General features: G+C 66.1%; 24 protein-coding genes, 1 tRNA gene and 1 other RNA gene. 15 read left to right on the forward strand and 11 right to left on the reverse strand.

Annotated features, from left to right (window positions below; translation table 11 throughout):
- Positions 1-69: 69 nt before the first annotated feature.
- The 7 genes from K7G82_RS02535 (at position 70) to K7G82_RS02565 (ending at position 5245) form a co-directional block, all read left to right on the forward strand.
- Positions 70-1146 carry a cysteine desulfurase family protein gene (locus tag K7G82_RS02535; RefSeq protein ID WP_343228510.1) on the forward strand — a complete coding sequence of 359 codons (1077 nt, stop codon included), beginning with the start codon at positions 70-72 and terminating at the stop codon, positions 1144-1146.
- The gene (locus tag K7G82_RS02540; protein WP_222988236.1) at positions 1143-2270 is read left to right on the forward strand and encodes a cysteine desulfurase family protein; all 1128 of its coding nucleotides are present in this window, start codon (positions 1143-1145) and stop codon (positions 2268-2270) included. The genes K7G82_RS02535 and K7G82_RS02540 overlap by 4 nt, the downstream gene beginning before the upstream one ends.
- Positions 2267-2602: a 2Fe-2S iron-sulfur cluster-binding protein gene (locus tag K7G82_RS02545; protein ID WP_222988237.1), complete on the forward strand. Its 336-nt coding sequence runs from the start codon at positions 2267-2269 to the stop codon at positions 2600-2602. Before K7G82_RS02540 ends, K7G82_RS02545 begins: the two co-directional genes overlap by 4 nt.
- Positions 2603-2630: 28 nt before the next feature.
- An RNA gene (ffs, locus tag K7G82_RS02550) (signal recognition particle sRNA small type) lies at positions 2631-2728 on the forward strand.
- A gap of 41 nt (positions 2729-2769) precedes the next feature.
- Entirely contained in the window at positions 2770-4362 is a 1593-nt protein-coding gene (locus K7G82_RS02555; protein ID WP_222988238.1) for a DNA polymerase III subunit gamma/tau, read from the forward strand.
- A 71-nt stretch (positions 4363-4433) separates the two neighbouring features.
- Positions 4434-4757 carry a YbaB/EbfC family nucleoid-associated protein gene (locus K7G82_RS02560; RefSeq protein WP_222988239.1) on the forward strand — a complete coding sequence of 108 codons (324 nt, stop codon included), beginning with the start codon at positions 4434-4436 and terminating at the stop codon, positions 4755-4757.
- 182 nt (positions 4758-4939) lie between these two features.
- On the forward strand, positions 4940-5245 hold the full coding sequence (locus K7G82_RS02565) for a hypothetical protein (RefSeq protein ID WP_246623177.1): 306 nt from the start codon (positions 4940-4942) through the stop codon (positions 5243-5245).
- A gap of 12 nt (positions 5246-5257) precedes the next feature.
- Here K7G82_RS02565 and mtgA read toward each other — a convergent pair whose 3' ends face one another.
- From mtgA to K7G82_RS02600, 7 genes are all read right to left on the reverse strand, one after another.
- Positions 5258-5965: a monofunctional biosynthetic peptidoglycan transglycosylase gene (gene mtgA / locus K7G82_RS02570; RefSeq protein ID WP_222988240.1), complete on the reverse strand. Its 708-nt coding sequence runs from the start codon at positions 5963-5965 to the stop codon at positions 5258-5260.
- A gap of 124 nt (positions 5966-6089) precedes the next feature.
- Positions 6090-6731: a ribosome biogenesis GTP-binding protein YihA/YsxC gene (gene yihA, locus K7G82_RS02575; protein ID WP_222988241.1), complete on the reverse strand. Its 642-nt coding sequence runs from the start codon at positions 6729-6731 to the stop codon at positions 6090-6092.
- A gap of 13 nt (positions 6732-6744) precedes the next feature.
- Positions 6745-8454, reverse strand: a complete 1710-nt coding sequence (gene yidC / locus K7G82_RS02580; protein ID WP_222988242.1) for a membrane protein insertase YidC — start codon at positions 8452-8454, stop codon at positions 6745-6747.
- A 33-nt stretch (positions 8455-8487) separates the two neighbouring features.
- A complete protein-coding gene (gene yidD, locus K7G82_RS02585; RefSeq protein ID WP_222988243.1) occupies positions 8488-8700 on the reverse strand; it encodes a membrane protein insertion efficiency factor YidD in 213 nt (70 codons plus the stop codon).
- Positions 8697-9014, reverse strand: coding sequence for a ribonuclease P protein component (gene rnpA, locus K7G82_RS02590; RefSeq protein WP_222988244.1), 318 nt, complete (start codon positions 9012-9014; stop codon positions 8697-8699). Before rnpA ends, yidD begins: the two co-directional genes overlap by 4 nt.
- 20 nt (positions 9015-9034) lie before the next feature.
- On the reverse strand, positions 9035-9169 hold the full coding sequence (gene rpmH / locus K7G82_RS02595; RefSeq protein WP_222988245.1) for a 50S ribosomal protein L34: 135 nt from the start codon (positions 9167-9169) through the stop codon (positions 9035-9037).
- Between the two features lie 89 nt (positions 9170-9258).
- On the reverse strand, positions 9259-9567 hold the full coding sequence (locus tag K7G82_RS02600) for a hypothetical protein (RefSeq protein WP_246623179.1): 309 nt from the start codon (positions 9565-9567) through the stop codon (positions 9259-9261).
- A gap of 109 nt (positions 9568-9676) precedes the next feature.
- Between K7G82_RS02600 and K7G82_RS02605 the strand changes: the two genes are divergently transcribed.
- The 3 genes from K7G82_RS02605 to K7G82_RS02615 all read left to right on the forward strand — a co-directional run bounded on the left by K7G82_RS02605 (position 9677) and on the right by K7G82_RS02615 (position 12199).
- Complete coding sequence (locus tag K7G82_RS02605; protein ID WP_222988246.1) at positions 9677-11185, forward strand: YifB family Mg chelatase-like AAA ATPase; 1509 nt, start codon at positions 9677-9679, stop codon at positions 11183-11185.
- A 42-nt stretch (positions 11186-11227) separates the two neighbouring features.
- Positions 11228-11312 (forward strand) — tRNA-Leu (locus K7G82_RS02610).
- Between the two features lie 158 nt (positions 11313-11470).
- Positions 11471-12199: an META and DUF4377 domain-containing protein gene (locus K7G82_RS02615; protein ID WP_222988247.1), complete on the forward strand. Its 729-nt coding sequence runs from the start codon at positions 11471-11473 to the stop codon at positions 12197-12199.
- Here the strand turns inward: K7G82_RS02615 and K7G82_RS02620 are convergent.
- Positions 12189-13103, reverse strand: coding sequence for a LysR family transcriptional regulator (locus K7G82_RS02620; RefSeq protein ID WP_222988248.1), 915 nt, complete (start codon positions 13101-13103; stop codon positions 12189-12191). The genes K7G82_RS02615 and K7G82_RS02620 overlap by 11 nt on opposite strands.
- Positions 13104-13202: 99 nt before the next feature.
- Here K7G82_RS02620 and K7G82_RS02625 point away from each other — a divergent pair, with 99 nt between their 5' ends.
- The 3 genes from K7G82_RS02625 to K7G82_RS02635 are packed head-to-tail and all read left to right on the forward strand — an operon-like array spanning position 13203 to position 16271.
- Complete coding sequence (locus K7G82_RS02625) at positions 13203-14357, forward strand: alanine racemase (protein ID WP_246623180.1); 1155 nt, start codon at positions 13203-13205, stop codon at positions 14355-14357.
- The gene (locus tag K7G82_RS02630) at positions 14357-14749 is read left to right on the forward strand and encodes a RidA family protein (protein WP_246623181.1); all 393 of its coding nucleotides are present in this window, start codon (positions 14357-14359) and stop codon (positions 14747-14749) included. Before K7G82_RS02625 ends, K7G82_RS02630 begins: the two co-directional genes overlap by 1 nt.
- A gap of 28 nt (positions 14750-14777) precedes the next feature.
- Entirely contained in the window at positions 14778-16271 is a 1494-nt protein-coding gene (locus tag K7G82_RS02635; RefSeq protein WP_222988250.1) for a serine hydrolase domain-containing protein, read from the forward strand.
- Positions 16272-16281: 10 nt separating this feature from the next.
- Here K7G82_RS02635 and K7G82_RS02640 read toward each other — a convergent pair whose 3' ends face one another.
- Genes K7G82_RS02640 through K7G82_RS02650 form a run of 3 tightly spaced genes read right to left on the reverse strand, consistent with a single transcriptional unit; the run spans position 16282 to position 18663 of the window.
- The gene (locus K7G82_RS02640) at positions 16282-16614 is read right to left on the reverse strand and encodes a DUF983 domain-containing protein (RefSeq protein ID WP_222988251.1); all 333 of its coding nucleotides are present in this window, start codon (positions 16612-16614) and stop codon (positions 16282-16284) included.
- A 26-nt stretch (positions 16615-16640) separates the two neighbouring features.
- On the reverse strand, positions 16641-17645 hold the full coding sequence (locus K7G82_RS02645) for an aldo/keto reductase (protein ID WP_222988252.1): 1005 nt from the start codon (positions 17643-17645) through the stop codon (positions 16641-16643).
- Between the two features lie 10 nt (positions 17646-17655).
- On the reverse strand, positions 17656-18663 hold the full coding sequence (locus tag K7G82_RS02650) for an LLM class flavin-dependent oxidoreductase (RefSeq protein ID WP_222988387.1): 1008 nt from the start codon (positions 18661-18663) through the stop codon (positions 17656-17658).
- Positions 18664-18775: 112 nt separating this feature from the next.
- Here K7G82_RS02650 and K7G82_RS02655 point away from each other — a divergent pair, with 112 nt between their 5' ends.
- Positions 18776-21433, forward strand: a complete 2658-nt coding sequence (locus K7G82_RS02655) for a BTAD domain-containing putative transcriptional regulator (RefSeq protein ID WP_222988253.1) — start codon at positions 18776-18778, stop codon at positions 21431-21433.
- 106 nt (positions 21434-21539) lie between these two features.
- Entirely contained in the window at positions 21540-23477 is a 1938-nt protein-coding gene (locus tag K7G82_RS02660; protein ID WP_222988254.1) for a TonB-dependent receptor domain-containing protein, read from the forward strand.
- Positions 23478-23480 lie beyond the last annotated feature (3 nt).

Below are 23480 nucleotides of genomic sequence, written 5' to 3' on the forward strand. Positions count from 1 at the left end.
CTGTGCGCCGTCGCGCCAGCCTATATAGATGCGCCTCACGGTTTCGCAATCGTCGGGGAGCTTTAGCGGGTGAGCGGCCGCCTTTATCTGGATCACGCGGCGACGACGCCCATGCTCGCGGCCGCACGCGCCGCGATGAACGACGCCATCGAACGCTGGGCGAACCCGTCTTCGCCCCATGCGGAGGGCCGCGCCGCGCGCGCGGCGCTGGAAGATGCGCGCGCGCGGGTCGCCGCCGCGCTCGGCTGGACCGGCGAACTGATCTTCACCAGCGGCGCGACCGAGGCGATCCGCATCGGGCTCACCCGGACCAAGGCGGATGCGGTGCTGGTTGGCGCGACCGAGCACGACGCCGTCCATCGCGCCGCGCCCAAGGCATTTTTCCTGCCGGTGCAGGGCGATGGCACGGTCGCGGATCATGCGCTGACCGGGCGGCTCGGCGCATTGGGGGCGGAACGGCCGCTCGTCGCCATCCAGTCCGCCAACAATGAAAGCGGCGTGCTGCAGCCGCTCGATTCGCTGATCCCGATCGTGCGCGGCAAGGGCGGCCTGATCTTCGCCGATTGCGCGCAGTCTGCGGGCAAGCTGCCCTTGCCCGAAGCTGACCTGATCTCGATCTCCGCGCACAAGCTGGGCGGTCCGCCGGGTATTGGCGCGCTGCTGGTGCGCGACCTTGGCGATCTGGCGCCCGAGGGTGGGCAGGAAAAGGGCTATCGCGGCGGCACCGAGAATGTGCCCGGCGCGCTCGCCTTCGCAGCCGCGCTGGAGGCGTCGCGCGCCTGGCTCAAGCGCGCGGAGGATCTACGCGCGCATCTCGATGGCGCGATCGAGGCGGCGGGCGGCCAGGTCGTCGCCAGGCGCAGCGCGAGGATCCCGACCATCGCGTCCTATCGCATGCCCGGCATGGCGGCGTCGGCACAGCTCATCCAGTTCGATATGGCGGGAATCGCGGTGTCGGCCGGCAGCGCCTGTTCGTCGGGAACGTTGAAGCCCAGTCACGTGCTGGCGGCGATGGGCTGGGACGAGCGCGATGTCGCCGAAGTGATTCGCGTGAGCTTCGGGCCCGATACGACGCGGTCCGACGTCTATCGATTCGTCGATCAATGGAAGAGGCTGGCGGGCGAGGCCAAGGCGCGCGCGGCATGACCGGCGCCATCTATCTCGACTATCAGGCGACGACGCCGCTCGCGCCCGAGGCGCTGGCGGCGATGACGCCCTGGCTGGATCCCGGCTTCGCCAATCCGCATTCCTCACATGCGCCCGGCAGGGCCGCGCGCGCGGCGGTGGAACTGGCGCGTGACCGGGTCGCGGCGGCGCTCGGCCTGGGCGGAGGGCGGCTGATCTTCACGTCGGGCGCGACCGAGGCCGCCAATATGGCGATCCAGGGCCTGATGATCGCGGCGCCCGCCGGGCGGCGGAAGATCGTCACGATCGCGACCGAACATGCCTGTGTCCGCGATACCGCGCTGTGGCTGGGCAGCCATGGTTTCGAATGCGTGCTGCTGCCTGTCCATGCCGACGGGCTGGTCGATCTCGATGCGGCTGCGGCGGAGATCGATGGCACGACCGCGCTCGTGGCGGCGATGCTGGTCAATAACGAGATCGGGGTGATCCAGCCGGTCGCGGCGCTTTCGGCGCTGGCGCGCGCGGCCGGCGCGGCCTTTTTCTGCGATGCCGTCCAGGGCTTCGGCCGCGTCGACCTGCCGGCGGGCGCCTGCGACATGGTCGCGGTCTCGGCGCACAAGCTGCATGGGCCCAAGGGCGTGGGGGCACTGTGGCTGGCGGACGGCGTGGAGATCTCGCCGATCATCCATGGCGGCGCGCAGGAAGGCGGGCTGCGGTCCGGAACCTTGTCTCCGGCGCTGTGCGCGGGGTTCGGTGTGGCCGCCGCGCTGATGACCGAACGCCGGGCGACGGATGCGGAGCATGTCGCGACGCTCGCGGAGATGGCCAGAAGCTGTTTTGGGGATTGGGAAATCAACGGATCGATTTCAGGCCGTTATAGCGGAAACCTCAATCTTCGTCGCAACGGCGTCGATGCGGCGAGATTGATCTCGGAGGTGCGAGGCGTCGCCTTTTCCGCGGGGTCTGCCTGCGCCAGCGGCTCGGGCCGTCCCAGCCATGTGCTGTCCGCGCTGGGGCTGACCGACGCGGAGGCGCGCGCCAGCATCAGGCTGGGTTTCGGCCGCTATACGAGCATCGCCGACATCGAGCGCGCGGCCGCGCTGATCGGCGAGGCGGCGAATCGCCAGCGGGCGCTGGCCGCATGACCCGCGTGCGCTTCGTCAGTGCCGATGGCGAGACCGTCAGCGAGGTCATCGGCGCCGCCGGCGACAATCTGCTGACGCTCGGCCAGAATGATGGCCAGCCGCTCGAAGGGACGTGCGAGGGGCAGATGGCCTGCTCAACATGCCATGTCATCGTCGATGCCGCTGATTTTACCAAGCTGCCGCGCGCGTCCGAGATGGAGGAGGATATGCTCGATCTCGCGGCCGGCGCGACGCGGCATAGCCGGCTCGCCTGCCAGATCTGGCTGACCGATGATCTCGAAAGCCTGACGGTTCGAATCCCCGGTGAAGTGCGCAATATGCAGGGGCGTTGATTTAGCCGACACTTTCCCCCATATGCGCGGCGGGAGTCGGGCGGACGGTGCTCTCGCCAACCCGGTCAGGTCCGGAAGGAAGCAGCCGTAACGAATTCGCCCCGGGTCGTTCCGGCTCCCACCTTCTCCTTCGACAAGCCGGGCTCCAATCCCTAGATTGCCCCGCGATGTCCGAATCTCCACAACCCTATCGCGTCCTCGCACGCAAATACCGGCCGCAGACCTTCGCCGAACTGATCGGCCAGGATGCCATGGTCACGACGCTCGGCAACGCGATCAAGCGCGATCGGCTGGCGCACGCCTTTCTGCTGACCGGCGTTCGCGGTGTCGGCAAGACCTCGACCGCGCGGCTGATTGCCAAGGCGCTCAACTGTATCGGCCCGGACGGGCAGGGCGGCCCGACGATCACGCCGTGCGGCGTGTGCGAGCCCTGCGTGGCGATCGCCGAAGGCCGGCATATCGACGTGGTCGAGATGGACGCCGCCAGCCATACCGGCGTGGACGATGTGCGCGAGATCATCGAGGCGGTGCGCTACGCGGCGGTTTCGGCGCGTTACAAGGTCTATATCGTCGACGAAGTCCATATGCTGTCGAAGAACGCGTTCAACGCGTTGCTGAAGACGCTGGAGGAGCCGCCGCCGCACGTGAAGTTCCTGTTCGCCACGACAGAGGTGAACAAGGTGCCCGTCACCGTGCTGTCGCGCTGCCAGCGTTTCGACCTGCGCAGGATTCCCGCCGAGACGCTGGCCGCGCATTTCGATCGTGTCGCGCGCGCCGAAGGCGTGACCGCGGAACCCGAGGCGCTTGCGCTCGTCGCACGCGCGGCCGAGGGATCGGCGCGCGACGGTCTTTCGATCCTCGACCAGGCGATCGCCCATGCCGATATGGAAGGCAGTCATGGCGTCACTGCTGGGCAAGTCCGTGACATGCTTGGGCTTTCCGATCGTGGAGCGATTCGCCGGTTGTTCGGGCATTTGCTGTCGGGCGATGCGCCCGCGACGCTGGCGGCGCTCAGGGAACAGCATGATCTGGGTGTCGATCCCGTGGGCGTGCTGCGCGCGTTGCTCGAGACCGTCCATGGCGTGACGCTGGCGAAGGTCGGCGGCGGCGACGATCCCGCGCTCTCGATCGAGGAACGTGAGGCGCTGGCCGATTGGGCGAGCCGGCTCGGCTTCGCCGCGCTCCATCGGCTCTGGCAGCTTCTGCTGAAGGGGCATGACGAGACGGTGCGCGCGGCGCTACCGATCGAATCGGCGGAAATGGCGCTTCTGCGCGTGATCCATGCCGCGCAGCTTCCCGATCCCGGCGAATTGATGAAGCGGCTTGCCAATGGAGAGGCGATGGCGGCGCCGGCCGCCATGCCGGCGCATGATCCCGCGCCGCAGGCGCCGGCGCAACGCCTGCCCGTGGATTTTCCCGCGATGATCTCGCTCCTGGCCAATAACGGCAAGGCGCACATGGCGCAGCAACTGCACGATTATATCGGGCTGATCCGCTATGCGCCGCCCGAACTCGCCATTCGCCCGGCGAAACCGATGGCGAGCGAGTTCAACCGCGACCTGGCGGCTGCCCTCAAGACGATCACGGGAGAGATCTGGGAGGTTTCGTCGCCCGATGGTCCGGCGGAGCCGACCTTGCTCGAGCAGGAGCGGATGGAGGAAAATCGCGCGCGCGACGCCATATTGGCGGCCCCGCTGGTCAAGGCCGCGTTCGATGCCTTTCCGGAGGCCGAACTGGTCGAATGGAAACGTGCCGGCTAATAACCCGGCGTCTGAGTGAACCGGTCCGGGTGCATCGCATCCCCTCGACCGCGTATGACTGGAGTAGAGACATGAAATCCCTCGATGAAATCCTGAACATGGCGAAGAATGTCCAGGACGAGCTGCAAAAGGCGCAGGCCAATCTCGACACGATCGAGGTTGAAGGCGTGTCGGGCGGCGGCATGGTCAAGGTGCGGGCGACCGCCAAAGGCCGGATCATCGCCGTGGATATCGACGAAAGCCTGCTGGCGCCGTCCGAAAAGCAGATGCTGGAGGATCTGGTCGCCGCCGCGTTCAACGACGCCCGCGCCAAGGCGGATGCCGCATCGAGCGCGGAAATGGGCAAGATGACGAGCGGCCTGCCGCTGCCGCCGGGTTTCAAGCTGCCGTTCTGATTTCACCAGAATGCTATGAGCGTGGCTCATCGCATCCAGGTGAAGCCCGCGCGGCGTTTGAGCGTTCCAATTTGCGGACGCGTCAGTGTCCCTGCACCTTGGCATTGCGACTCCACGTAACGCGGTCGGAACGTCCTCAAGCCTCACGGCGTTTGTTCGCGTGAGGCTTTGAGGAGGTTGTGATGACCGAAGAAAGAATCACCGAACGCACCGATGCGGCGGGCAATGTCACCGAACGCATCATCGAGCGCGGCGCGCCGGGGACGACCGTGGTGGAACGCCGTGGCGGCGGCAGCGTGATTATCGCGATCATCCTGGTCGCGATGATCGCGGTGGTCGCCTTTTTCATGCTCGACATGAACAGGGGCGAGACCCGCAAGGACGATGCCGTCGCTGACGCTGCGGGCAAGGTTGGCGACAGCGCCAAGAAGATCGGCGATGCGGCGGAAAAGGCTGCGGACAAGCTGACCGGCGACGAAAAGAAATAGCGCCGACAGCGGTTACTTAAGGCAGCTGTCCAGCCCATCGCGTCGCACGACGCCGATCCAGCGCGCGAGCCGGTTGCCGTGCCGGCGCGTAAAGCCTGAAGGATCGATCGCCTCGCGCTTCTTGGGCAGCGGCAGCACCGCCGCGATCCGCGCGGCTTCCTCCGGAGTCAGTCTGCTGGCATCGTGCCGGAAATAGCGCATCGCGCCGGCATTGGCGCCATAGGTGCCGATGCCGGTTTCCGCGACGTTCAGATAGACTTCCATGATCCGTTTCTTGCCCCAGATCGCTTCGATCAGGACGGTGAACCACGCTTCCAGGCCCTTGCGGAAATAACCGCCACCCTGCCACAGGAACGCGTTCTTGGCGGTCTGCTGGCTGATCGTGGATCCGCCCCGGATGCGGCCACCCTTGGCGTTGCGCTTCATGGCATCCTCGATCGCATCCCGGTCGAAGCCGCCATGCGAGCAGAATTTGCCGTCTTCACCGGCGATCGCCGCGCGAGCCATGTTCGGGTCCATTTCGGACAGGCTCATCCAGTCCTTGGTGAGGCCGCGCCCGGCGACGACGTCACCGATCATCGTCGCGGTGATCGGCGGCGGCACGAATTTGTAGATCAGCACCCACAGCACCGATCCCGTGACGAAGAACACGATGCCCCGCCCGATCCACCAGCCGATTCTATAGGGAAGGGGGCGCGTCTTCGACGATCGGGCTTTCATGGTGGTTTGCTAAAGCATCGTGCGGAAAAGTGGAAACCGGTTTTCCGCCAAAATGATGCGACAACAAATGGCTACCGCGGGGCCGGGATGGTGAAGAGGCGCGCGCATCGGACGGCACCCGGGCTCAGTCGGTCACCGCCTCGATCACCGCCGCGCGCAATTCCGGGATTCCCAGGCCGGTTTCGCTCGATGTCGCGATGATCTCCGGATGCGCGGCGGGGCGCTTGCGGGCTTCTTCGGCGGTGCGTGCCAGCGTATCGGCCAGCTCGGTCGGCTTGATCTTGTCGGCCTTGGTCAGCACCAGCCGGTAACTCACGGCGGCATCGTCGAGCATTTTCATGACGTCGCGGTCGACATCCTTGATGCCGTGGCGCGAATCGATCAGCACCAGCGTCCGCTTGAGCACCGCGCGGCCGCGCAGGAAATCGTTGATCAGGAAGCGCCACTGTTTGACGACATCCTTGGGCGCCTTGGCGAAGCCGTAACCGGGCATGTCGACCAGGCGGAAGATCAGCGGATCGCCGATATCGAAGAAATTGAGCTCCTGGGTACGGCCCGGCGTGTTCGACGTGCGCGCCAGCGCATTGCGCCCCGTCAACGCGTTGAGCAGCGAGGATTTGCCGACGTTCGAACGCCCGGCAAAGGCGATCTCCGGCGCGTCCATGTTCGGCAGGAACTTGAGCGCGGGCGCCGATTTCAGAAAGGCGATGGGGCCGGCGAAGATCTTTCGCGCGGCCTCGATCGCTTCGGGATCGATTTCACTCATGTCCTGCGCGAACTCACTTCGCCTCGACCTGCTTCAGCGAGGGATGGCGGCTATAGAGCCATTTCTGCTGGGCGATGGAGAGGATGTTGTTGGTCAGCCAGTAGAGCTGGAGGCCGGCGGCGAAGGGTGCCATCACGAACATCAGCACCCAGGGCATGATCGAGAACATCTGCTGCTGCACCGGATCGGTCGCCTGCGGGTTCAGCTTGAACTGCAGCCACATCGACACGCCGAGCAGGATCGGCAGCACGCCCAGCGCGATGATGTGCGGCGGCGTGAAATCGAGCAGGCCGAACAGGTTGACCGGGGTCAGCGGATCGGGCGCGGACAGGTCCTTGATCCACAGCACGAAGGGCTGGTGCCGCATTTCGATGGTGAGCAGCAGCACCTTGTAGAGCGCGTAGAAGATCGGGATCTGCAGCAGGATCGGCAGGCAGCCCGCCAGCGGATTGACCTTCTCCTGCTTGTACAGGTTGAGCATTTCCGCCTGCAGCTTCTGCTTGTCGTCCTTCCAGCGTTCCTGGAGCGCCTTCATCTTGGGCTGGACGGCGCGCATGCCGGCCATCGACTTGAACTGCTTCTGTGCGATCGGGAACATCAGGCCGCGGATGATCACGGTCAGGCCGATGATCGCGACGCCGAAATTGCCGAACAGCTTGAACAGGAAGTCGAGCAGCTTGAAGATCGGCTTTTCGAACACTTCGAACCAGCCCCAGTCGATCGCCTTGCCGAAATTGGGGATGCCGAGCGTGTCTTCATAGCGATCGAGGTGATTGACCTCCTTTGCGCCCGAGAACAGCCGCGCGGTGGTGCGCACGGCCTTGCCGGGCTGGACGATCGTGGCGGGCAGCGTGAAATCGGCCTGGTAATGACGATCGGCGCCGACGCGGAAATAGGCCTGGACCGTCGCCGCCTGGTCAGGGATCAGCGCGGTCAGCCAATATTTGTCGGTGAAGCCCATCCAGCCGCCGGTCGAGCTGCGCGCGACGCCGGCATTGCCCGCCTCGTCGACGGTCGAGAAATTGATGTCGTAATCGACCAGCTTGTTGAACACGCCGATCGGGCCGGTGTGGATCGTCCAGCTGTCGGGATCCTTGGACACGCCGTCGCGGCTGATGAAGCCATAGGGCTGGACGGCGATCGCGCCGCCGGCGGTGTTGGCCACCGATTGTTCGACCGTGAACATATAGTCCGGATCGACCCGATAGGTGATCTGGAAGCGCTGGCCCTGGCCATTGTCCCACGAAAGCGTGACTGGCGTCGCCGGCGTCAGCGTCGAAGCGCTCGGCGTCCAGACGGTGTCTGCGGTCGGAAGCGCGATATTCTGGCCGGTCCAGCCGAAGCCGGCATATTGGCTGTCCTTCGCGCCGCCGGGCGAAAGCAGGCGGATGGGCGGCGAATCCTTGGCGATCGTCTCGTTGAAGCGCGTCAGCGTCAGATCGTCGACGCGCGCGCCCTTCAGGTTGATCGAACCTTTGAGCGCCGGCGTGTCGATGCGGACGCGCGGCGCTTCCGCCAATACCAGCGCGCGTTCGCGCAGCGCCTTGGGCGCGTTGGAGGCGGGGCTGGCCGTCGGGTTGGCGACGGGCACCTGCTTGCCGTCGACGGTCTTGGTCGCCGGCGGATTCGCGGTCGGGAAGAAATGGCTCGAAAGCGCGCTCCAGCCGAGCAGTACCGCCAGCGACAGCACGATCGCGAGGATCATGTTGCGGTTATCGGTCAAGTGTCTTCCCCCAAGGTCATGGAAACAGCCGGATCAAGGAACCGGATCGTGGCCGGAGCCGCCCCAGGGATGGCAACGGGCGAGCCGTCTGGCGGAAAGCCAGCCTCCCTTGAGCGCTCCATAGCGCCCCAGTGCGGTGATTGCATAGGCCGAACAGGATGGCGAGTAGCGGCAACTGGGCGGCAGGATGCGCGAAGGGCCGATCTGCCATAGCCGGGCGATGCCGATCAAAAGCTTCGCGATCATCGCGCGGCACGGTCCAGCGCCTTGACCAGTTCCTGGCGCAGCGCGGAGAAATCGCGCTCTACACCGCCAGCGCGGCCGATCAGCACATGATCGGCACCGGCGATGCCGCGCTCGGGCAGCATTTCGCGTGCGAGCGCACGAAAACGGCGCTTCATCCGGTTCCGGACGACAGCGCCGCCGATTTTCTTGGTGACGGTGAAACCGATCCGCATCGCCGGATCGCCGTCCTGCCGATCTTTCACCAGCAGGACGAAGCCCGGCATTGCCACGCGTTTGCCCGAATTCGCCGCGAGGAAATCCGCGCGGCGACCCAATATGCCGAAGCTGGGTCGGTTCAGGCCGACAGCGACTTGCGGCCGCGTGCGCGGCGCGCGCGGATCACATTGCGCCCACCCGGGGTCGCCATCCGCGCCCGGAAGCCGTGCCGGCGCGCGCGCACGAGATTGCTCGGCTGAAAGGTGCGCTTCATCGCTCATGTCCTCATTCGTCAAAACGGAAAAGGGCCGCCTCTGCGAGCGGCCGCTGTTGCGGGGCCGATAGGCAAAAGCGTCTCTCAAGTCAATCGCTCTCGCTCGACGTTTCCCGCGCGATCGCCTCGCGCCGCTTCGCGCTCTCGCGCCGCAGGCTCCAGTCGGACCAGCTTCCCCATTTCGGATGCCGCTGTTTGAAGCGGACATAGCGGCGTTTCGCCCAGCGTGAATTCTTGAGCACCAGTCCGGCGCCGATCGCGAAGGTGATGACGCCGCCGGGGCCGGGAATCGGCCCGACCAGTGGGGTGACGGCGATGAACAGCCAGCCGATGGCCAGCATCGTCCAGCGCATCGGCTCGCTGGCCATGAACAGCCTGATCCGGTGTCTCAGCGTCATGCGGGCGATGTGGGGGTGCTGTTCTAGTCCCGCAAGACACCTGCGCGATATTTCGTCTCGACTCATGGGCGGAAGATCGTAGAAGAAGCGGAACAAAAGGGGGGCGTGCGTGGTCTCGATCGTTTCGACCGTGGCCTATCTGGGGCTGGAGGCGCGCAGCGTCGAGACGCAGGTTCAGGTGGCGGCGGGTGTGCCGGCGTTCGTCGTCGTCGGGCTGCCGGACAAGGCGGTGGCAGAAAGCCGCGAACGCGTGCGGGCCGCCATCGCCGCGATCGGCCTGGCGCTGCCGCCCAAGCGCATCACCGTCAATCTCTCCCCGGCCGATCTGCCCAAGGAGGGATCGCACTACGATCTGCCGATCGCGCTGGCGTTGCTCGGTGCGATGGGCGTGATCGATGCCGAGACGCTCTCATCCTATCTGGTGGTGGGCGAACTGGGGCTCGACGGGCGTGTCGCGAATTCCTCGGGCGTGCTGCTCGCGGCCATTCACGCCGCCGAACGCGGCCTTGGGCTGGTCTGTCCCGCCGCGCAGGGGCCGGAAGCTGCCTGGGCGGGAGAGGTGGAGGTGATCGCCGCGCCCGACCTCCTGTCGCTGCTCAATCATTTCAAGGGCAGCCGCGCATTGCCGCCGCCCGAGCCCGGCATGGTCTCCGATCCGCGGTCGGGGCCGGACCTGCGGCAGGTGAAGGGGCAGGAGAGTGCGAAACGAGCACTCGAAATCGCCGCGTCGGGTGGGCATAATTTGCTGATGATCGGCCCGCCGGGCGCGGGCAAGTCGCTGATGGCGGCGTGCCTGCCGGGAATCCTGCCCGATCTGACGCCGGCGGAAGCGCTGGAGGTCTCGATGGTTGCCTCGGTCGCCGGAGAACTGGCGGACGGCCGGCTGGTGCGCGCACGACCCTTTCGCAGTCCGCATCACAGCGCCTCGATGGCGGCGCTCACCGGGGGCGGGTTGAAGGTGCGGCCGGGTGAGGTCAGCTTGGCGCATCTCGGCGTGCTGTTTCTCGACGAACTGCCCGAATTCCAGCGCGCGGTGCTCGATTCGCTGCGCCAGCCGCTGGAAACCGGCACGGTGACGGTGGCGCGGGCCAATGCGCATGTCACTTTCCCCGCGCGCGTCCAGTTGGTCGCCGCGATGAATCCCTGCCGCTGCGGCCATCTTGGCGATCCGGCGCTGGCCTGCGCGCGTGCGCCGCGTTGCGCCGCCGATTATCAGGCCAAGGTTTCGGGGCCGATGCTCGATCGTATCGACCTGCACGTCGAAGTGCAGCCGGTGAGCGCTGCCGACCTATTGTTGCCCGCGCCCGCCGAAGGATCGGCGGAGGTCGCCGCGCGCGTCGCCGAAGCGCGGGCGATTCAGACCGATCGCTATACCGGCAAGGGCGCCCGGACCAATGCCGAGATCGACGGCGATCTGCTGGAGGCCGTGGCCACACCCGACGAGCCCGGTCGCGCCTTGCTCGCCCAGGCGGCGGAAGCGATGCGGCTCTCAGCGCGCGGCTATACCCGGATCCTGCGCGTGGCACGCACCATCGCCGATCTTGCCGGTAGCGAGGGGGTAGGGCGCGTCCATGTCGCCGAGGCATTAAGCTATCGCAGACAGGCGCCGCGGAACTGACGGTTGCAGCATTCGCTTCGTCGGTCTAATGGCCCCGGCAGTGCCCCTGTGGTGAAATTGGTAGACGCGCTCGACTCAAAATCGAGTTCCGAAAGGAGTGCTGGTTCGATTCCGGCCAGGGGCACCAATCTCCATTGATCGTCAGAAGCGTGAATCGGTCGAAACCGGCCGATGAGAGGGCATGCGCCGCTCTGATGCAATCCTGACGGATCGACAACGCTGGGGACATGCCGCATTCATTCGGCATGCTCCAAAGGCGCCCTCAGTGTCGAAATGGAGTTACGCATGGTTTTCAATCACAGGGCGGGCGGATTGCTGATCGGCCTTGCCGTCGCATTGTCGGTGGGCACGGCCCATGCCGCTGCTACCTCGCCCGCCGCCGGCAAGAACGCTGCCGCGCTCGCCGCGCATCATTGGGATCTTGTCGAATGGAGCGGCAGGGATCTGCCGGACGGCAAGCCTCTGCGCCTCGATTTCGATGTGGCGAAGGGATATTTCTCCACCGCGACGGGATGCAACCGCGCCGGCGGCGCCTTCAAGATCAAGGGAAGCGCGCTCCAACTGGGCGCGGGCAAGGGCCGTTTCGTCAGCACGCAAATGGCTTGTCCCGAGCCGGCCATGTCGACCGAGCGCGCCTATACCGAGGCCTTGTCGACCGTGACGCGGTACCGGATCACCGGCGATCAACTGGTGCTGCGGACGGCCAAGGGCGGCACGCTCACCTATCGCGCCGCGCACAAGCCGGCTGCCGATGCGCCGCGCAAGTTCATCTATGTTTCGGCCGAAACCAAGCCGTGCGCCGGCGTCGCGCCGATGACCTGCCTTCAGATTCGCGAGAGTGAAAGCGCGCCCTGGGCGCTTCACTATGGCGGCATCGTCGATTTCGAACCTCGGCCTGGTGTCGAATATCGGCTGCGCATCATCGAGGAAAAGATCGCCAATCCGCCGGCCGATGCGTCTTCGATCCGCTGGACTCTCGATCAGGTCGTCGAACAGCGCGTCGTCAATCGGTAACCGCTCGCCAGGGCACCGGCCGGAGCGACTGACGCAGCAGCTCCAGAAAGTCGTCGATTCGCGCCGAGCGCGCACCGCGCCGCCCGAGCAGCGCGGTGATATCGGCGTCGGGCAGCCCCCAATCGGGCATCAACCGCACCAGCCGCCCGGCGGCGAGATCGTCGGCGACATCCCATTCGGATCGCACGGTGATGCCGAGTCCATCCAGCGCCAGCGCCTTGGTCACCTCTCCGTCGTTGCTCGACAGGCATGGGGTGATCCGGACGCTGGCCTGCTCGCCTTTCGGCCCCTTGAAGCGCCACAGTGTCACATCCTCGTCATTCTCCCTGAGCGCGATGCACCGATGTTCGCGCAGCACTGACGGGTCGGCCGGTGCGCCATGTTTCCGAAGATAGGCGGGCGCGGCGCATAACAGCCTGCGATTGGGGGCGATGACCGTCGCCAACTGATCGCTGTCGCGACTCTCGCCGATGCGGATCAATATGTCCGATGCCGACGCGATGCCGAGGCCCGGCCGGTCGGACAGGGTCAGGTCGACGCGGACATCCTGGCGATGGGCATGATAGCGTGCGACGAGTGGCGCGATATGGCGGCGACCGAAGCCGAACGGCGCGACCAGCCGCAATTCGCCCGACGCGCCGCCGCGCCGCTCCGCGAGTTCCTCGCGAAGCACGGAGAGACGCGTCAATATGTCGTTCGATCGATCGAGGAGAAGTTCGCCGTCCGCGGTGATCCGCAATCCCTTGCCGTCGCGCTCCACGAGCTTCAGCCCCAGCCGGCGTTCGATCAGCGTCAGTCGCTGGCTGACGGCGGGGGGCGTGACGCCCAACGCCCGTGCCGCTGCGGCGAGCGAGGGGGAAGAGCCGATGGCCGCAAAGAGTTCAAGATCGTCGGCGGTCAGCATTAAGATACTCCTTAATCCACCATTTAGAACAGGCCACATGACGATGGCGAGCCCCGCTTGTAGAAGCCGTGATCGACTGAAATGATGAAAGGGCATGGGATGGCGAACGAGACGGGCGGGCAGGGGTTTGCGGCCTTGCAGACGCCGGCGCTGCTGCTCGATCCCGATCGCATGGCACGCAACATCGAACGCATGCGCGCCAAGGCGGCCGGGCTTCGCGTGGGCCTGCGCCCGCATGTGAAGACCGCCAAGTGCCTGGAGGTGATCGAACGGATGACGGGCGGCCTGCGCGGCCCGGTAACCGTATCGACGCTGCGCGAGGCGGAACGGCTGGCCGAGGCGGGCTATACCGACATCGTCTATGCCGTGGGCCTCACGCCCAATAAATTCGATCGCGCCCGGGCGTTGCGCCGCGATGGGGTCGATTTGAAAGTCATCCTCGACAGTGCCGAGACGGCGGCCGCGCTTGCGGGCAGTGGATCGGCCGATGACAGCCCCGTGCCGGTGCTGATCGAGATCGATTCGGACGGGCACCGCGCGGGCGTGAAGCCGCATGACGGTGCGCTGCTTGGGGCGATCGCCGATCGCCTGACCGGGGGCGCCTGCCTGGCGGGGGTCCTTACGCATGCCGGCGAGAGCTATTCTGCGCGATCCGACGAAGCACTGCGCGATTTCGCGACTCTCGAGCGCGATGGCGCGGTGGCGGCGGCCGAGACGCTGCGCGCACTGGGGCATGGCGCGGAGATCGTTTCCATCGGCTCGACCCCCAGCGTGCTCTTTTCGGAGGACATGAGCGGCGTCACCGAGGCGCGCGCGGGCGTCTACGTCTTCTTCGATCTGGTGATGGCGGGAATCGGTGTCTGCGCGGTCGACGATATCGCGCTGTCGGTGCTGGCCAGCGTCAATACCGTGCAGGCGGAGCGCGGGCGCTATGTCGTCGATGCCGGCTGGACCGCGATGTCGCGCGATCGGGGCACCGCGTCGCAGCCGGTCGATCAGGGTTATGGGCTGGTCTGTGATCTGGAGGGCAATGTCTATCCGGACCTGATCATGACCGAGGCGAACCAGGAACATGGCGCGATCGCGCTGCGCCCCGGCAGCACCGCCGAATTGCCGAAACTGGCGGTCGGCGATCTCGTGCGCATATTGCCCAATCATGCCTGCGCAACGGGCAGTCAGCATGAAGCCTATCTGGTGACCGACGAGGCAAGGGCTGCCGTCGTCGATCGCTGGTTGCGTTTTGGAGGATGGTGATGACCGATATCGTTCCTGTTTTTCCGGCCGATCTTCCGGCCCCCGGCGGTCATTATTCGCCCGGCATCGTGTTCGGCGATCTGATCTTCGTATCCGGCCAGCTTCCGATATCGGAAGATGGCGGCCACGACCTCGCCACCGCCGATTTCGATACCCAGGCGCGGCAGGTGTTCCGCAACCTGATCGCGGTGCTGCGCGCGGCGGGCGCGGGGATCGAGGATGTGGTGAAGGCGACCATCTATGTCTCCGATGTCGCGCATTGGGGGCATTGCAACACGATCTATGCCGAGATTTTCGGCGATCATCGCCCGGCGCGCGCCGTGGTGCCCACGGGGCCGTTGCATCATGGCTATCTGGTCGAAGTGGAAGCGATCGCGCGCAGACCGGCCTGATCGGCATCTTGGGGGTGAGGAGGACATGATGATCCGTGCCATCGCTGCGGCGCTCGCGCTTGCCTCAGTTCCGCTCGGCGGCATGGCTCTCGCAAGGGACGGTGATGCCGTGGTGAAGGCATTGCGGCCGGCGGTCCATGTCGCCGGCACCCCCCAGATCCGCTGGACTGTTGCCGAACGTCTTGCGACCTATGGCGTCGCCGGCACCAGCGTGGCCGTCCTGCGCGACGGCAAGCTGGCATGGGCACGCGGCTATGGCCTGCGCCAGGCGGGCAAGTCCGATCCGGTGACGACCGAGACGATGTTCTCGGTCGGCTCGCTCAGCAAGGTCGCGACCGCCGCGGTGGTGTTGCGGATGGTGGATGAAGGGCGGCTCGATCTCGATCGCAACGTCAATGCCTATCTGAAGCGCTGGAAGATTCCCGAGAGCCCGCTGGCGAAGGGGCATGTCGTCACCTTGCGCCGCCTGTTGTCGCACACGGCCGGGTTGAACGTGCATGGCTTTCCGGATTTTCAGCCGGGAGACGTGCTCCCCACGATCCTGGACACGCTCGAGGGGCGTGCGCCGTCGCGGACCGAGGCGGTCAGGATGGTCTACACGCCGGGCACCCAGTTTCGCTATTCGGGCGGCGGCGTGACGGTGGAGCAGCTTGTCGTCGAGGATGTGCTGGGCGTCGATTTCGAGACTGCCGCCAGGCGCTATCTGTTCGGGCCGCTCGGCATGAGGCGCAGCACCTTCGCGCAGCCGCTCGATCCGGGCTTTGGCGATATCGCCAGGGCCCATGGCTCCGATGGCAAGGCCAGAGCGCTGCCGCGTGGCTACGAAGCCATGCCGGAAACGGCGGCATCGGGGCTGTGGACCACGCCCAGCGACTATGCCCGCATGGTCGCGGCATTCATTGCATCCTATCGCGGCGCGCGCGGCGCGTTCCTCAGCCGGCCGCTCGCCGAACAGATGATGGCGGCGGTGGCACCCGGGCCCGTCGGCCTGGGACCGTTTCTCGACGGGCGCGGCGCTACCCGCCGTTTCCATCATGGCGGATCGAACGACAGCTATCGCGCCTGGATGGAAGGCAATCTGGCGAGCGGGAACGGCGTGGTGATCTTCACCAATGGCGCGGACGGCGCGCGCCTTTATCCCGAAATCCGGCGCGCGGTCGCGGTGACGGAGGGCTGGCCCGATACCGGCGTCGCCGAAGTGCCCGCGCTGTCATTATCCGCCGCGAACATGTCGGAGATCCAGGGCGCCTACCGCATACAAGCTCTTGCCGGGGCGATCGGTGAGCGTATGCGCATGTCGCTCCCTTATCCGCTCATCCATGTCGCGGTTGTCGATGGCGTGCTCCGGATCGGCGGCAGACCCGGTGGCGGCGAGGCGCTGGTGCCGGCGGATCGCAGCAATTTCGTCCATGCGAATGACGCGGATCGCTGGGTGGAGTTCGTGGCCGGCGACAATGGCCGGATCGAGCGGTTGATCCTGCGCGACGATCTCGCGGCGGTCGAGGCTGTGCGCGAGCCCTGATCCTGCGGGATCAGGCCGATCCGCTGCTGCCGACGGCCGAGAGCGCGCCCAGCACCGCACCCTTGATATGGGGCAGCGCGACCAGGGTGACGCCGATCATCACCGGCAGCACGATCGCGAGCGATTGCCAGAGCGGCATCAGCCAGAGCGGCTCGATCAACAGGATCGGCGCGAGCACGAGATGGCCGACGAGCAGCACTGTGAAATAGGATGCGGCGTCGTCCACGCGGTGACGGCCATTCTCCTCGCCGCAATGCGGGCAATGCGCATGCACCTTCAGATAACCGCGAAACAGCGGGCCTTCTCCGCAGATCGGGCAGCGCTTCACGAAACCGAGTTTCATTCGCTCCAGAAATGGAGGCGTACCGCTCATCCAAGCTCGCCCGGAAAGGTCTCTGTGGTCACCATCGCCTGCATGTCCCTGCTGTAGCGGCCGCCATGGACGGTGTCTCCAGTGAACAGGGCATCGACCTGGGCAAGGACAGCGTCGTCGATCGACACGGCCGCCGTCGCCAGATTTTCTTCGAGATAGGCGATGTTGCGCGTGCCCGGGATCGGCACGATCGTCTCGTCGCGCGACAGGACCCAGCCGAGCGCGAGCTGCGCCGGCGCGACGCCGGCATTGGCTGCCAGCGTTTCGAACCGCGCGACTTCGTGCAGATTGTGGCTGAAGTGCGGTTCCTGGAAGCGTGGAAGCTGGTTGCGCATATCGCCGGATGCATAGGATGGGGTTCGCACCGTGCCCGTCAGCATACCGCGTCCGACCGGGGAGAAGGCCACGAAACCGATGCCGAGTTCACGGCAGGCGCCGAGCACCGCGATCTCGGGATTGCGCACCCATGGCGAATATTCGCTCTGCACGGCCGCGATCGGATACACGGCATGGGCGCGCCGGATCGTCGGCGCGTTCATCTCGCTGAGCCCGATCGTCCGGATCTTGCCCGCCTCGATCGCGCGCGACAATTCGCCGACCGACTCCTCGATCGGCACCTGCGGATCGGGCCGATGGAGATAATAAAGATCGATCCGGTCGGTACCGAGCCGAAGAAGGGCATCGTCCAGCGTCCTGCGGATCGTTTCAGGGCGGGCATCCAGCACGCGTTTGCCGTCGATGGCATCGAGCACGCATTTGCTCGCCAGCGTGAATTCGGACCGGCGATGCATCACCGCGCGATTGAGCAGCCGTTCATTGCCGCCGACGCCATAGATCGCGGCCGTGTCGAGAAAGGTGCAGCCGAGATCGAGTGCGCGGTTGAGCAGCGCGACCGCCTCCGCTTCGGCGGGCGGCGGGCCATAACCATGGCTGAGGTTCATGCAGCCCAGCCCGATGGCCGAGACGGTGAGTGGCCCGATGCGGCGCGTTTCCATCGACATGGGCGTTGCTTCAGCAGACCGGAGCGTCGGCGGCAAGGCTTTCGCGGACTTCGGCGGCGATCGAGAAGCTGTGCTTGCGCGCCGCATGATCGAACATCTGGCAGGCGATGATGAGTTCGTCGGCGCCCGTGCGATCGATGAATGCCGCGACCTTGGCGCGCACCGTCTCGCGCGATCCGATCGCCGATGCCTGGAGCACATGATCGAGCATCGTCTGCGCCTGGGGCGGCAGGGTGTCGCGATAGCCGGGCACGGGCGGGGGAAGCTGGCGGGGATTGCCCGTGCGCAAGGCGACGAAAGCCTGTTGCATCGAGCTGGCGAGACGTTCGGCTTCTTCGTCGGTATCGGCCGCGAAGATGTTGTAGCCGAGCATGACATAGGGCTTGGCGAGTTGCGCGGAGGGCGTGAAGTTGCGACGATACAGTGCGATCGCCGCGTCCATGTCGCCCGGCGCGAAATGCGAGGCGAAGGCGTAGGGCAGGCCGAGCGCCGCCGCGAGCTGCGCGCCGAAAAGGCTGGATCCCAGGATATAGAGCGGCACATCCTCGCCCTTGCCGGGCACCGCATCGATGCCCAGGCGCGGATCGCCCGCGAAATAGGCCTGCAATTCCACCACGTCGCGCGGGAACTGGTTCGCATCCGTATTGAGGTTGCGGCGCAGCGCCTGCGCCACGCGCATGTCGGATCCCGGCGCGCGGCCCAGGCCCAGGTCGATGCGGCCCGGATGGAGCGCGGCGAGCGTGCCGAACTGTTCGGCGATCACCAGCGGCGAATGGTTGGGCAGCATGATCCCGCCCGCGCCGATGCGGATCGTCGATGTGCCGTCCGCGACATGGGCGAGCGCGACGGCGGTGGCCGCGCTCGCTATCCCGACCATGCCGTGATGCTCGGCCATCCAGAAGCGCTTATACCCCAATGCCTCGGCATGGCGGGCGAGATCGCGCGAATTGGCGAGCGCAGCGCCCGCATTGCTGCCTTCGACGATCGAGGACAGGTCGAGAACCGAAAATGCCGTCATGCCGCGCATATGGGAAGCTGTCCTGGGTCCGGCAAGCGGATGCCGTTCATTGTCCGCATGCATCAATGCCGGGAGGCTGGTGCAAACCAAAGCGGCTGATAGACTGCCGGCGATGAGCGCGGCCTTCGATCATTTCGACGAAAGCTTGGAGTCCTCCGGCACCAGCCCGTGCCGTTTCCATCTGCGCCTGGCGGGTGACATCATATTGTCCGGGGATGCCCGTCAGCCCATCGTCCTGCGGACCCGCAAATCGCGCGCGCTGATTGTCTTGCTGGCGCTCGAGGATGGCGGTCTCGCGCGGCAGCGTCTCGTCGATATCCTGTGGCCCGACCGGCCGGACGAACAGGGGCGCGCCAGTCTGCGCCAGGTCGTCTACGAATTGCGGGCGACCATCGGCAACCATGCGATCCTGACGGAGCAGGATCGCGTGATGCTCGCGCCCGGCACGCTCGATCACGATATCGGCCTGGCCGGGGGCACCGGGATCGATGAACTCGCACCGATCCTGGCGCTCATGCGGACACCGTTCCTTGGCGGGCTCGACGGGATTTCCGACGAACTCGACACATGGCTGCGCGACGAGCGAGCAAGGTTGATCGATCATCTTGCGAAGCTTGCGGGGCAGCGCGCGGAAGCGGCGCTGGCGCAGGACAAGGGCGTCGTGGCGCGCGACATCGTCGATCAGATCCTGCGTCTGGCGCCGCATGACGAGCGCTTGTTGCGCGTGGCATTGCGGGTGGATGCCGCCAATGGCGATTCCGCGCAGCTTCATCGTCGTTATCAGGGTTTTTCGCGCTGGCTCGCGGACGAAATGGATGCGGCTCCGGCGCAGGAGACGCGCGCGCTCTATGAGCGTTTGCGGCTGGTGCCATCATCCGCGTCGTCCGGGGAGGTGCCGGTATCGCCGCCGCCCGGCCGGGCGATACCGGCCGTTGCACGGCGCCGGCGGATATGGGGTATCGGTGCTGCGGCAATCCTGTTGTGCATCGCCGCTTCCGCCTGGTTCTTGCTCCTGCGCCCGGCACGGGCATCGCCTCCGGTGATCGCGGTGATCCCTTTCCAGCAGCTTTCCGGAAGCTCTTCGCCGCTGACCGGCGGGATCAGCGAGGAAGTCCAGAACCGGCTGGCCGGCTTGCCGGGCGTGCGCATCGTCGGCCGCTTCACCGCGAACCAGCTGGTGGGCAATGGCGATGTCCCGCATCTGGCCGGCGAACTCGGCATCACGCACTTGGTGGAAGGCAGCGTCCAGCACGAAGGCAGCCAGTTGCGCGTGATCGTCCGGCTGATCCGTGTTGCCGACCGATCGGTGCTCTGGTCCGACCGGTTCGATCGGCGGGCCGGCGGCGCCTTCGCGTTGCAGAGCGACATCGCCGCGGCGGTGGCGGAACGCTTTGGACGGTCGTTCGCACAGGCATCGGCGCCAAAGCGGCCGCCGCCGCTTCCCCAGGTTTATGATCGCTATCTGGCCGCGCGCGCCCTGATCCGCGATCGCCGCGCGGCGCCGCTCGCCGCTGCGGAGCGGGCGCTTCGCGAAGCGATTGCGATGCAGCCCGATCATGCGCCGCTCCACGCCCTGCTCTCGCAGGTCCTGATCCTGCAATCGCGGCATCCCACGACCTATGGCCGGCGCGAATATGCCGCCGCGGAAAGCGAAGCCAGACGAGAGGCAACGCTGGCTGCGGGCCTCGATCCGCAATTGGCGGAAGCACAGGCGGCATTGGGCCTGCTTACGCACAGCGATGCCGCATCGCTGCCCTATTATCGGCGCGCCGTCGCGCTCGATCCGCAGCGAGCCGAATTCCATCGCTGGCTCGGGCAGGCGCTGATGGTCGTCGGCCGCACCGACGAGGCGATCGCAGCCTTTCGCCGTGCCGTCGCGATCGATCCGCTCTGGGGGCTGAGCTATGAGCATCTCATCGTCGCCCTCGCCGATACCGGCCATGGCCAGGAGGTTCGGCCGGTCGTGCGGCGCTTCCTCGCGCTTTCCAACGACGAGCGCGCAAAGGCGCAGCTCCAGCTCGTGCTGGCGCAGATCGACGGGCGGCTGGCGGATGCAGTGCAGTTCGCGCGTCGCATGGTCGAATTGGCACCGGAAGATCGGCAAAGCCATTTCAAGCTCGCCTCGCAGCTTGCGATCATCGGCGAGACCAAGGCTGCTTTTGCCGAGCTCGAATCCGGCGACTGGCTGGGGCGCTTGAGCGTCAGCGGCCGTTACGACGAACTGGCCAGGCAGATCGGCGCCAATGCCGAGACCTTCTGGCAGGCCGGTTCGGGACTGTGGGACGTCAACGACGCGCTGATCGCCAATGGGCACGATGGATTGCTGCTGGGCCTGTTCGATCGGCGTTTCGGCAGCGCGGCGCGCTATCGGCCGGGCGAGATCGTCCATCCTGTCGAGGCGGGAGCGATCGCCCTTGCGATGCGCAAGGCGGGACGGATCGACGAATCGCGCGCCATCGCATCGAGGATCGGCGCGCAGGCCGAGAATGCGCTTCGGAAGCGCGCCGGACCGCATCTCCTGCTTCTCGACCAGTCCGTCGCGGCAGTGCTGACCGGCGACCGCTCGACCGCGCTGGACGTGCTCGAACGCATGGCGCGCGACATGCCGGATCAGTTGCTGTCGATTCCCTATCGGCCGTTGGCGAAGAGTGGAGTCTTCGGTTCGCTGGTCTCCGATCCGCGCCTTGCGGCAATCGATCGTCGCCTGGACCTTTTCGTCGATGCGGAACGGGCCAGGCTGGGCCTGCCGCCATTGCGCCAGAGGCAATGAATCCGCTGACCGCCCGGATTTGACGAAGCGGTGACGCTGCGTTGACGCATGTGCTCACGCCGCTGCGCTTTGATAGCGCGTCGTCAGGGAGAGCGGAGCGCCACGCATGTCTTTCAGTCCAGTCCATGTCCGTCGCATTTTTTCGGCATCGGTTGCTGCATTGGCCCTTGGCGGCACGGCGGCGGCGCAGCGCGCGGACGACAATGCCGTACGCAGTGCCGAGGATGCCTTCGGCACCACCATAGGCAATGAGGATATCGGGCTCTACAATCCCAACGAGGCACGCGGGTTCAGCGCGATCGATGCCGGTAATGCGCGGATCGACGGGCTGTATTTCGATCAGCAGATCGATCCGGTCAGCCATCTCATCAGTGCCGCGACGATCCGGATCGGTATTTCCGCGCAGAGCTATCCCCTGCCGGCGCCCACCGGCATCGTCGATTATGCGCTGATCCGGGCGGGGGACAAACCGGTGCGCAGCCTGCTGGCCAGCGCGGGGCCGTTCGGTTCGCTCGGGATCGAGGCCGATCTCCAACTCCCCTTGCAGCGCGATCGCCTGAGCCTGGTCGCGGGCGGAACGCTGAACAAGACCGACGACGGCTATAGTGCCGCGTCGGGCTATGCCAATATCGCGGTCATGCCGCGCTGGACGCCCAGCGATCGCTTCGAACTTATCGTCTTCGGCAGCACAAGCTGGTCATGGGCGGGTGAAACCCAGCCGGCGATCTACGTGGCGGGCGACTATCTGCCACCCCGGATCAAGCGCGATCGCTTCTATGGCCAGTCATGGGCCGATAATCGCAATGTCGGGGCGAATTTCGGCGCCTTGGCCAGACTCGATCTTGGGCGTACCACGGTCCGCTTCGGCGCCTTTCGTTCGCTCTTCTCGATCGATCGGAACTATGCCGATCTGTTTCTCGACACCTTGCCCGACGGAACCGCCAACCGGGTGATGGTGCAGGAACGCGATACGCGCTTCGCATCGATGTCGGGCGAATTGCGGCTGACGCATGATTTCGGGGCCGATCGCGCGCCGCAGCGTGTGCATCTCGTCGTTCGCGCACGCGATCAGCATCGCCGCTATGGTGGTGCCGCGCTTGTGGATCTGGGTGTCGCGCGCATCGGCATTCCCGATCCGCAGCCGGAGCCCGTGATCGCGTTCGGGCCCAAGACGCGCGATCATGTCCGCCAGTTGACCGGTGCGCTCGCCTATGAAGGCCGCCTGTTCGGTCGCCTGGAACTCAGTGCCGGGCTGCAAAAGGCGTTTTATCGCAAGGAAACCATCGCGCCCGATGACCCGGTTCCGGTGGAAGGACGGGATTCGCCCTGGCTCGCCAATGTCGCCGGGGCGATGCGCGTGGTCGGCGGGCTCGCGGTTTATGGCAGCTATACCCAGGGGCTGGAGGAGGGGGGCGTCGCCCCCAACAATGCGGTGAACCGCAATGCGGCATCGCCGGCGCTGCGCACCCGGCAGGTCGATGCCGGCCTGCGCTATGCATTTTCCGACAATCTGAGGCTGGTTGCCGGCGTGTTCGACGTGCGCAAACCCTATTTCAACATCGATCCGGACGGTGTCTATCGCCGCCTCGGCGATTTCCGCCAGCGCGGGATCGAGATGTCGCTCACCGGCTCGCCAGTACAGGGCTTGTATCTGGTCGCGGGCACATTGTTCCTCGATCCACGGGTGACGGGCGAGGAAGTGCGCGCCGGCATCATCGGCCGCAAGCCGGTGGGGCAGACGAGTCGACTGACCATCGTCAGCGGCGAATATGAACTGCCATGGGCAAAGGCATTCTCGGTGGGGGCGACCGTCACCAGTGTCGGTGCGCGCATGGCTAGCGCGGACAACCGCCTCTCGATCCCCGCGCGATCAGTGCTCGACCTTTCTGCGCGCTATCGCTTCAAGCTTGCGGGGGCACCTGCGAGCATCGTTGCTCGCCTGGGTAATCTCTTCAACAATTTTGGCTGGCGGACCAATGCCTCCGCCGTGTTCGTTCCCAATGGGCAGCGCCGGCTCAGCGTCTCGATGGCGGCGGATTTCTGAGCG

Source organism: Sphingomonas colocasiae (genome assembly GCF_019880585.1).
Lineage (GTDB): Bacteria > Pseudomonadota > Alphaproteobacteria > Sphingomonadales > Sphingomonadaceae > Sphingobium_A > Sphingobium_A colocasiae.

Bases quoted from the DNA above. Each gene is read 5' to 3' on its own strand.
- K7G82_RS02540 (WP_222988236.1), top strand. From the start codon at position 1,143: ATGACCGGCGCCATCTATCTCGACTATCAGGCGACGACGCCGCTCGCG.
- K7G82_RS02545 (WP_222988237.1), top strand. From the start codon at position 2,267: ATGACCCGCGTGCGCTTCGTCAGTGCCGATGGCGAGACCGTCAGCGAG.
- K7G82_RS02555 (WP_222988238.1), top strand. From the start codon at position 2,770: ATGTCCGAATCTCCACAACCCTATCGCGTCCTCGCACGCAAATACCGG.
- K7G82_RS02560 (WP_222988239.1), top strand. From the start codon at position 4,434: ATGAAATCCCTCGATGAAATCCTGAACATGGCGAAGAATGTCCAGGAC.
- K7G82_RS02565 (WP_246623177.1), top strand. From the start codon at position 4,940: ATGACCGAAGAAAGAATCACCGAACGCACCGATGCGGCGGGCAATGTC.
- mtgA (WP_222988240.1), bottom strand. From the start codon at position 5,965: ATGAAAGCCCGATCGTCGAAGACGCGCCCCCTTCCCTATAGAATCGGC.
- yihA (WP_222988241.1), bottom strand. From the start codon at position 6,731: ATGAGTGAAATCGATCCCGAAGCGATCGAGGCCGCGCGAAAGATCTTC.
- yidD (WP_222988243.1), bottom strand. From the start codon at position 8,700: ATGATCGCGAAGCTTTTGATCGGCATCGCCCGGCTATGGCAGATCGGC.
- rpmH (WP_222988245.1), bottom strand. From the start codon at position 9,169: ATGAAGCGCACCTTTCAGCCGAGCAATCTCGTGCGCGCGCGCCGGCAC.
- K7G82_RS02600 (WP_246623179.1), bottom strand. From the start codon at position 9,567: ATGACGCTGAGACACCGGATCAGGCTGTTCATGGCCAGCGAGCCGATG.
- K7G82_RS02615 (WP_222988247.1), top strand. From the start codon at position 11,471: ATGGTTTTCAATCACAGGGCGGGCGGATTGCTGATCGGCCTTGCCGTC.
- K7G82_RS02620 (WP_222988248.1), bottom strand. From the start codon at position 13,103: ATGCTGACCGCCGACGATCTTGAACTCTTTGCGGCCATCGGCTCTTCC.
- K7G82_RS02625 (WP_246623180.1), top strand. From the start codon at position 13,203: ATGGCGAACGAGACGGGCGGGCAGGGGTTTGCGGCCTTGCAGACGCCG.
- K7G82_RS02630 (WP_246623181.1), top strand. From the start codon at position 14,357: ATGACCGATATCGTTCCTGTTTTTCCGGCCGATCTTCCGGCCCCCGGC.
- K7G82_RS02635 (WP_222988250.1), top strand. From the start codon at position 14,778: ATGATCCGTGCCATCGCTGCGGCGCTCGCGCTTGCCTCAGTTCCGCTC.
- K7G82_RS02640 (WP_222988251.1), bottom strand. From the start codon at position 16,614: ATGAAACTCGGTTTCGTGAAGCGCTGCCCGATCTGCGGAGAAGGCCCG.
- K7G82_RS02645 (WP_222988252.1), bottom strand. From the start codon at position 17,645: ATGTCGATGGAAACGCGCCGCATCGGGCCACTCACCGTCTCGGCCATC.
- K7G82_RS02650 (WP_222988387.1), bottom strand. From the start codon at position 18,663: ATGACGGCATTTTCGGTTCTCGACCTGTCCTCGATCGTCGAAGGCAGC.
- K7G82_RS02655 (WP_222988253.1), top strand. From the start codon at position 18,776: ATGAGCGCGGCCTTCGATCATTTCGACGAAAGCTTGGAGTCCTCCGGC.
- K7G82_RS02660 (WP_222988254.1), top strand. From the start codon at position 21,540: ATGTCTTTCAGTCCAGTCCATGTCCGTCGCATTTTTTCGGCATCGGTT.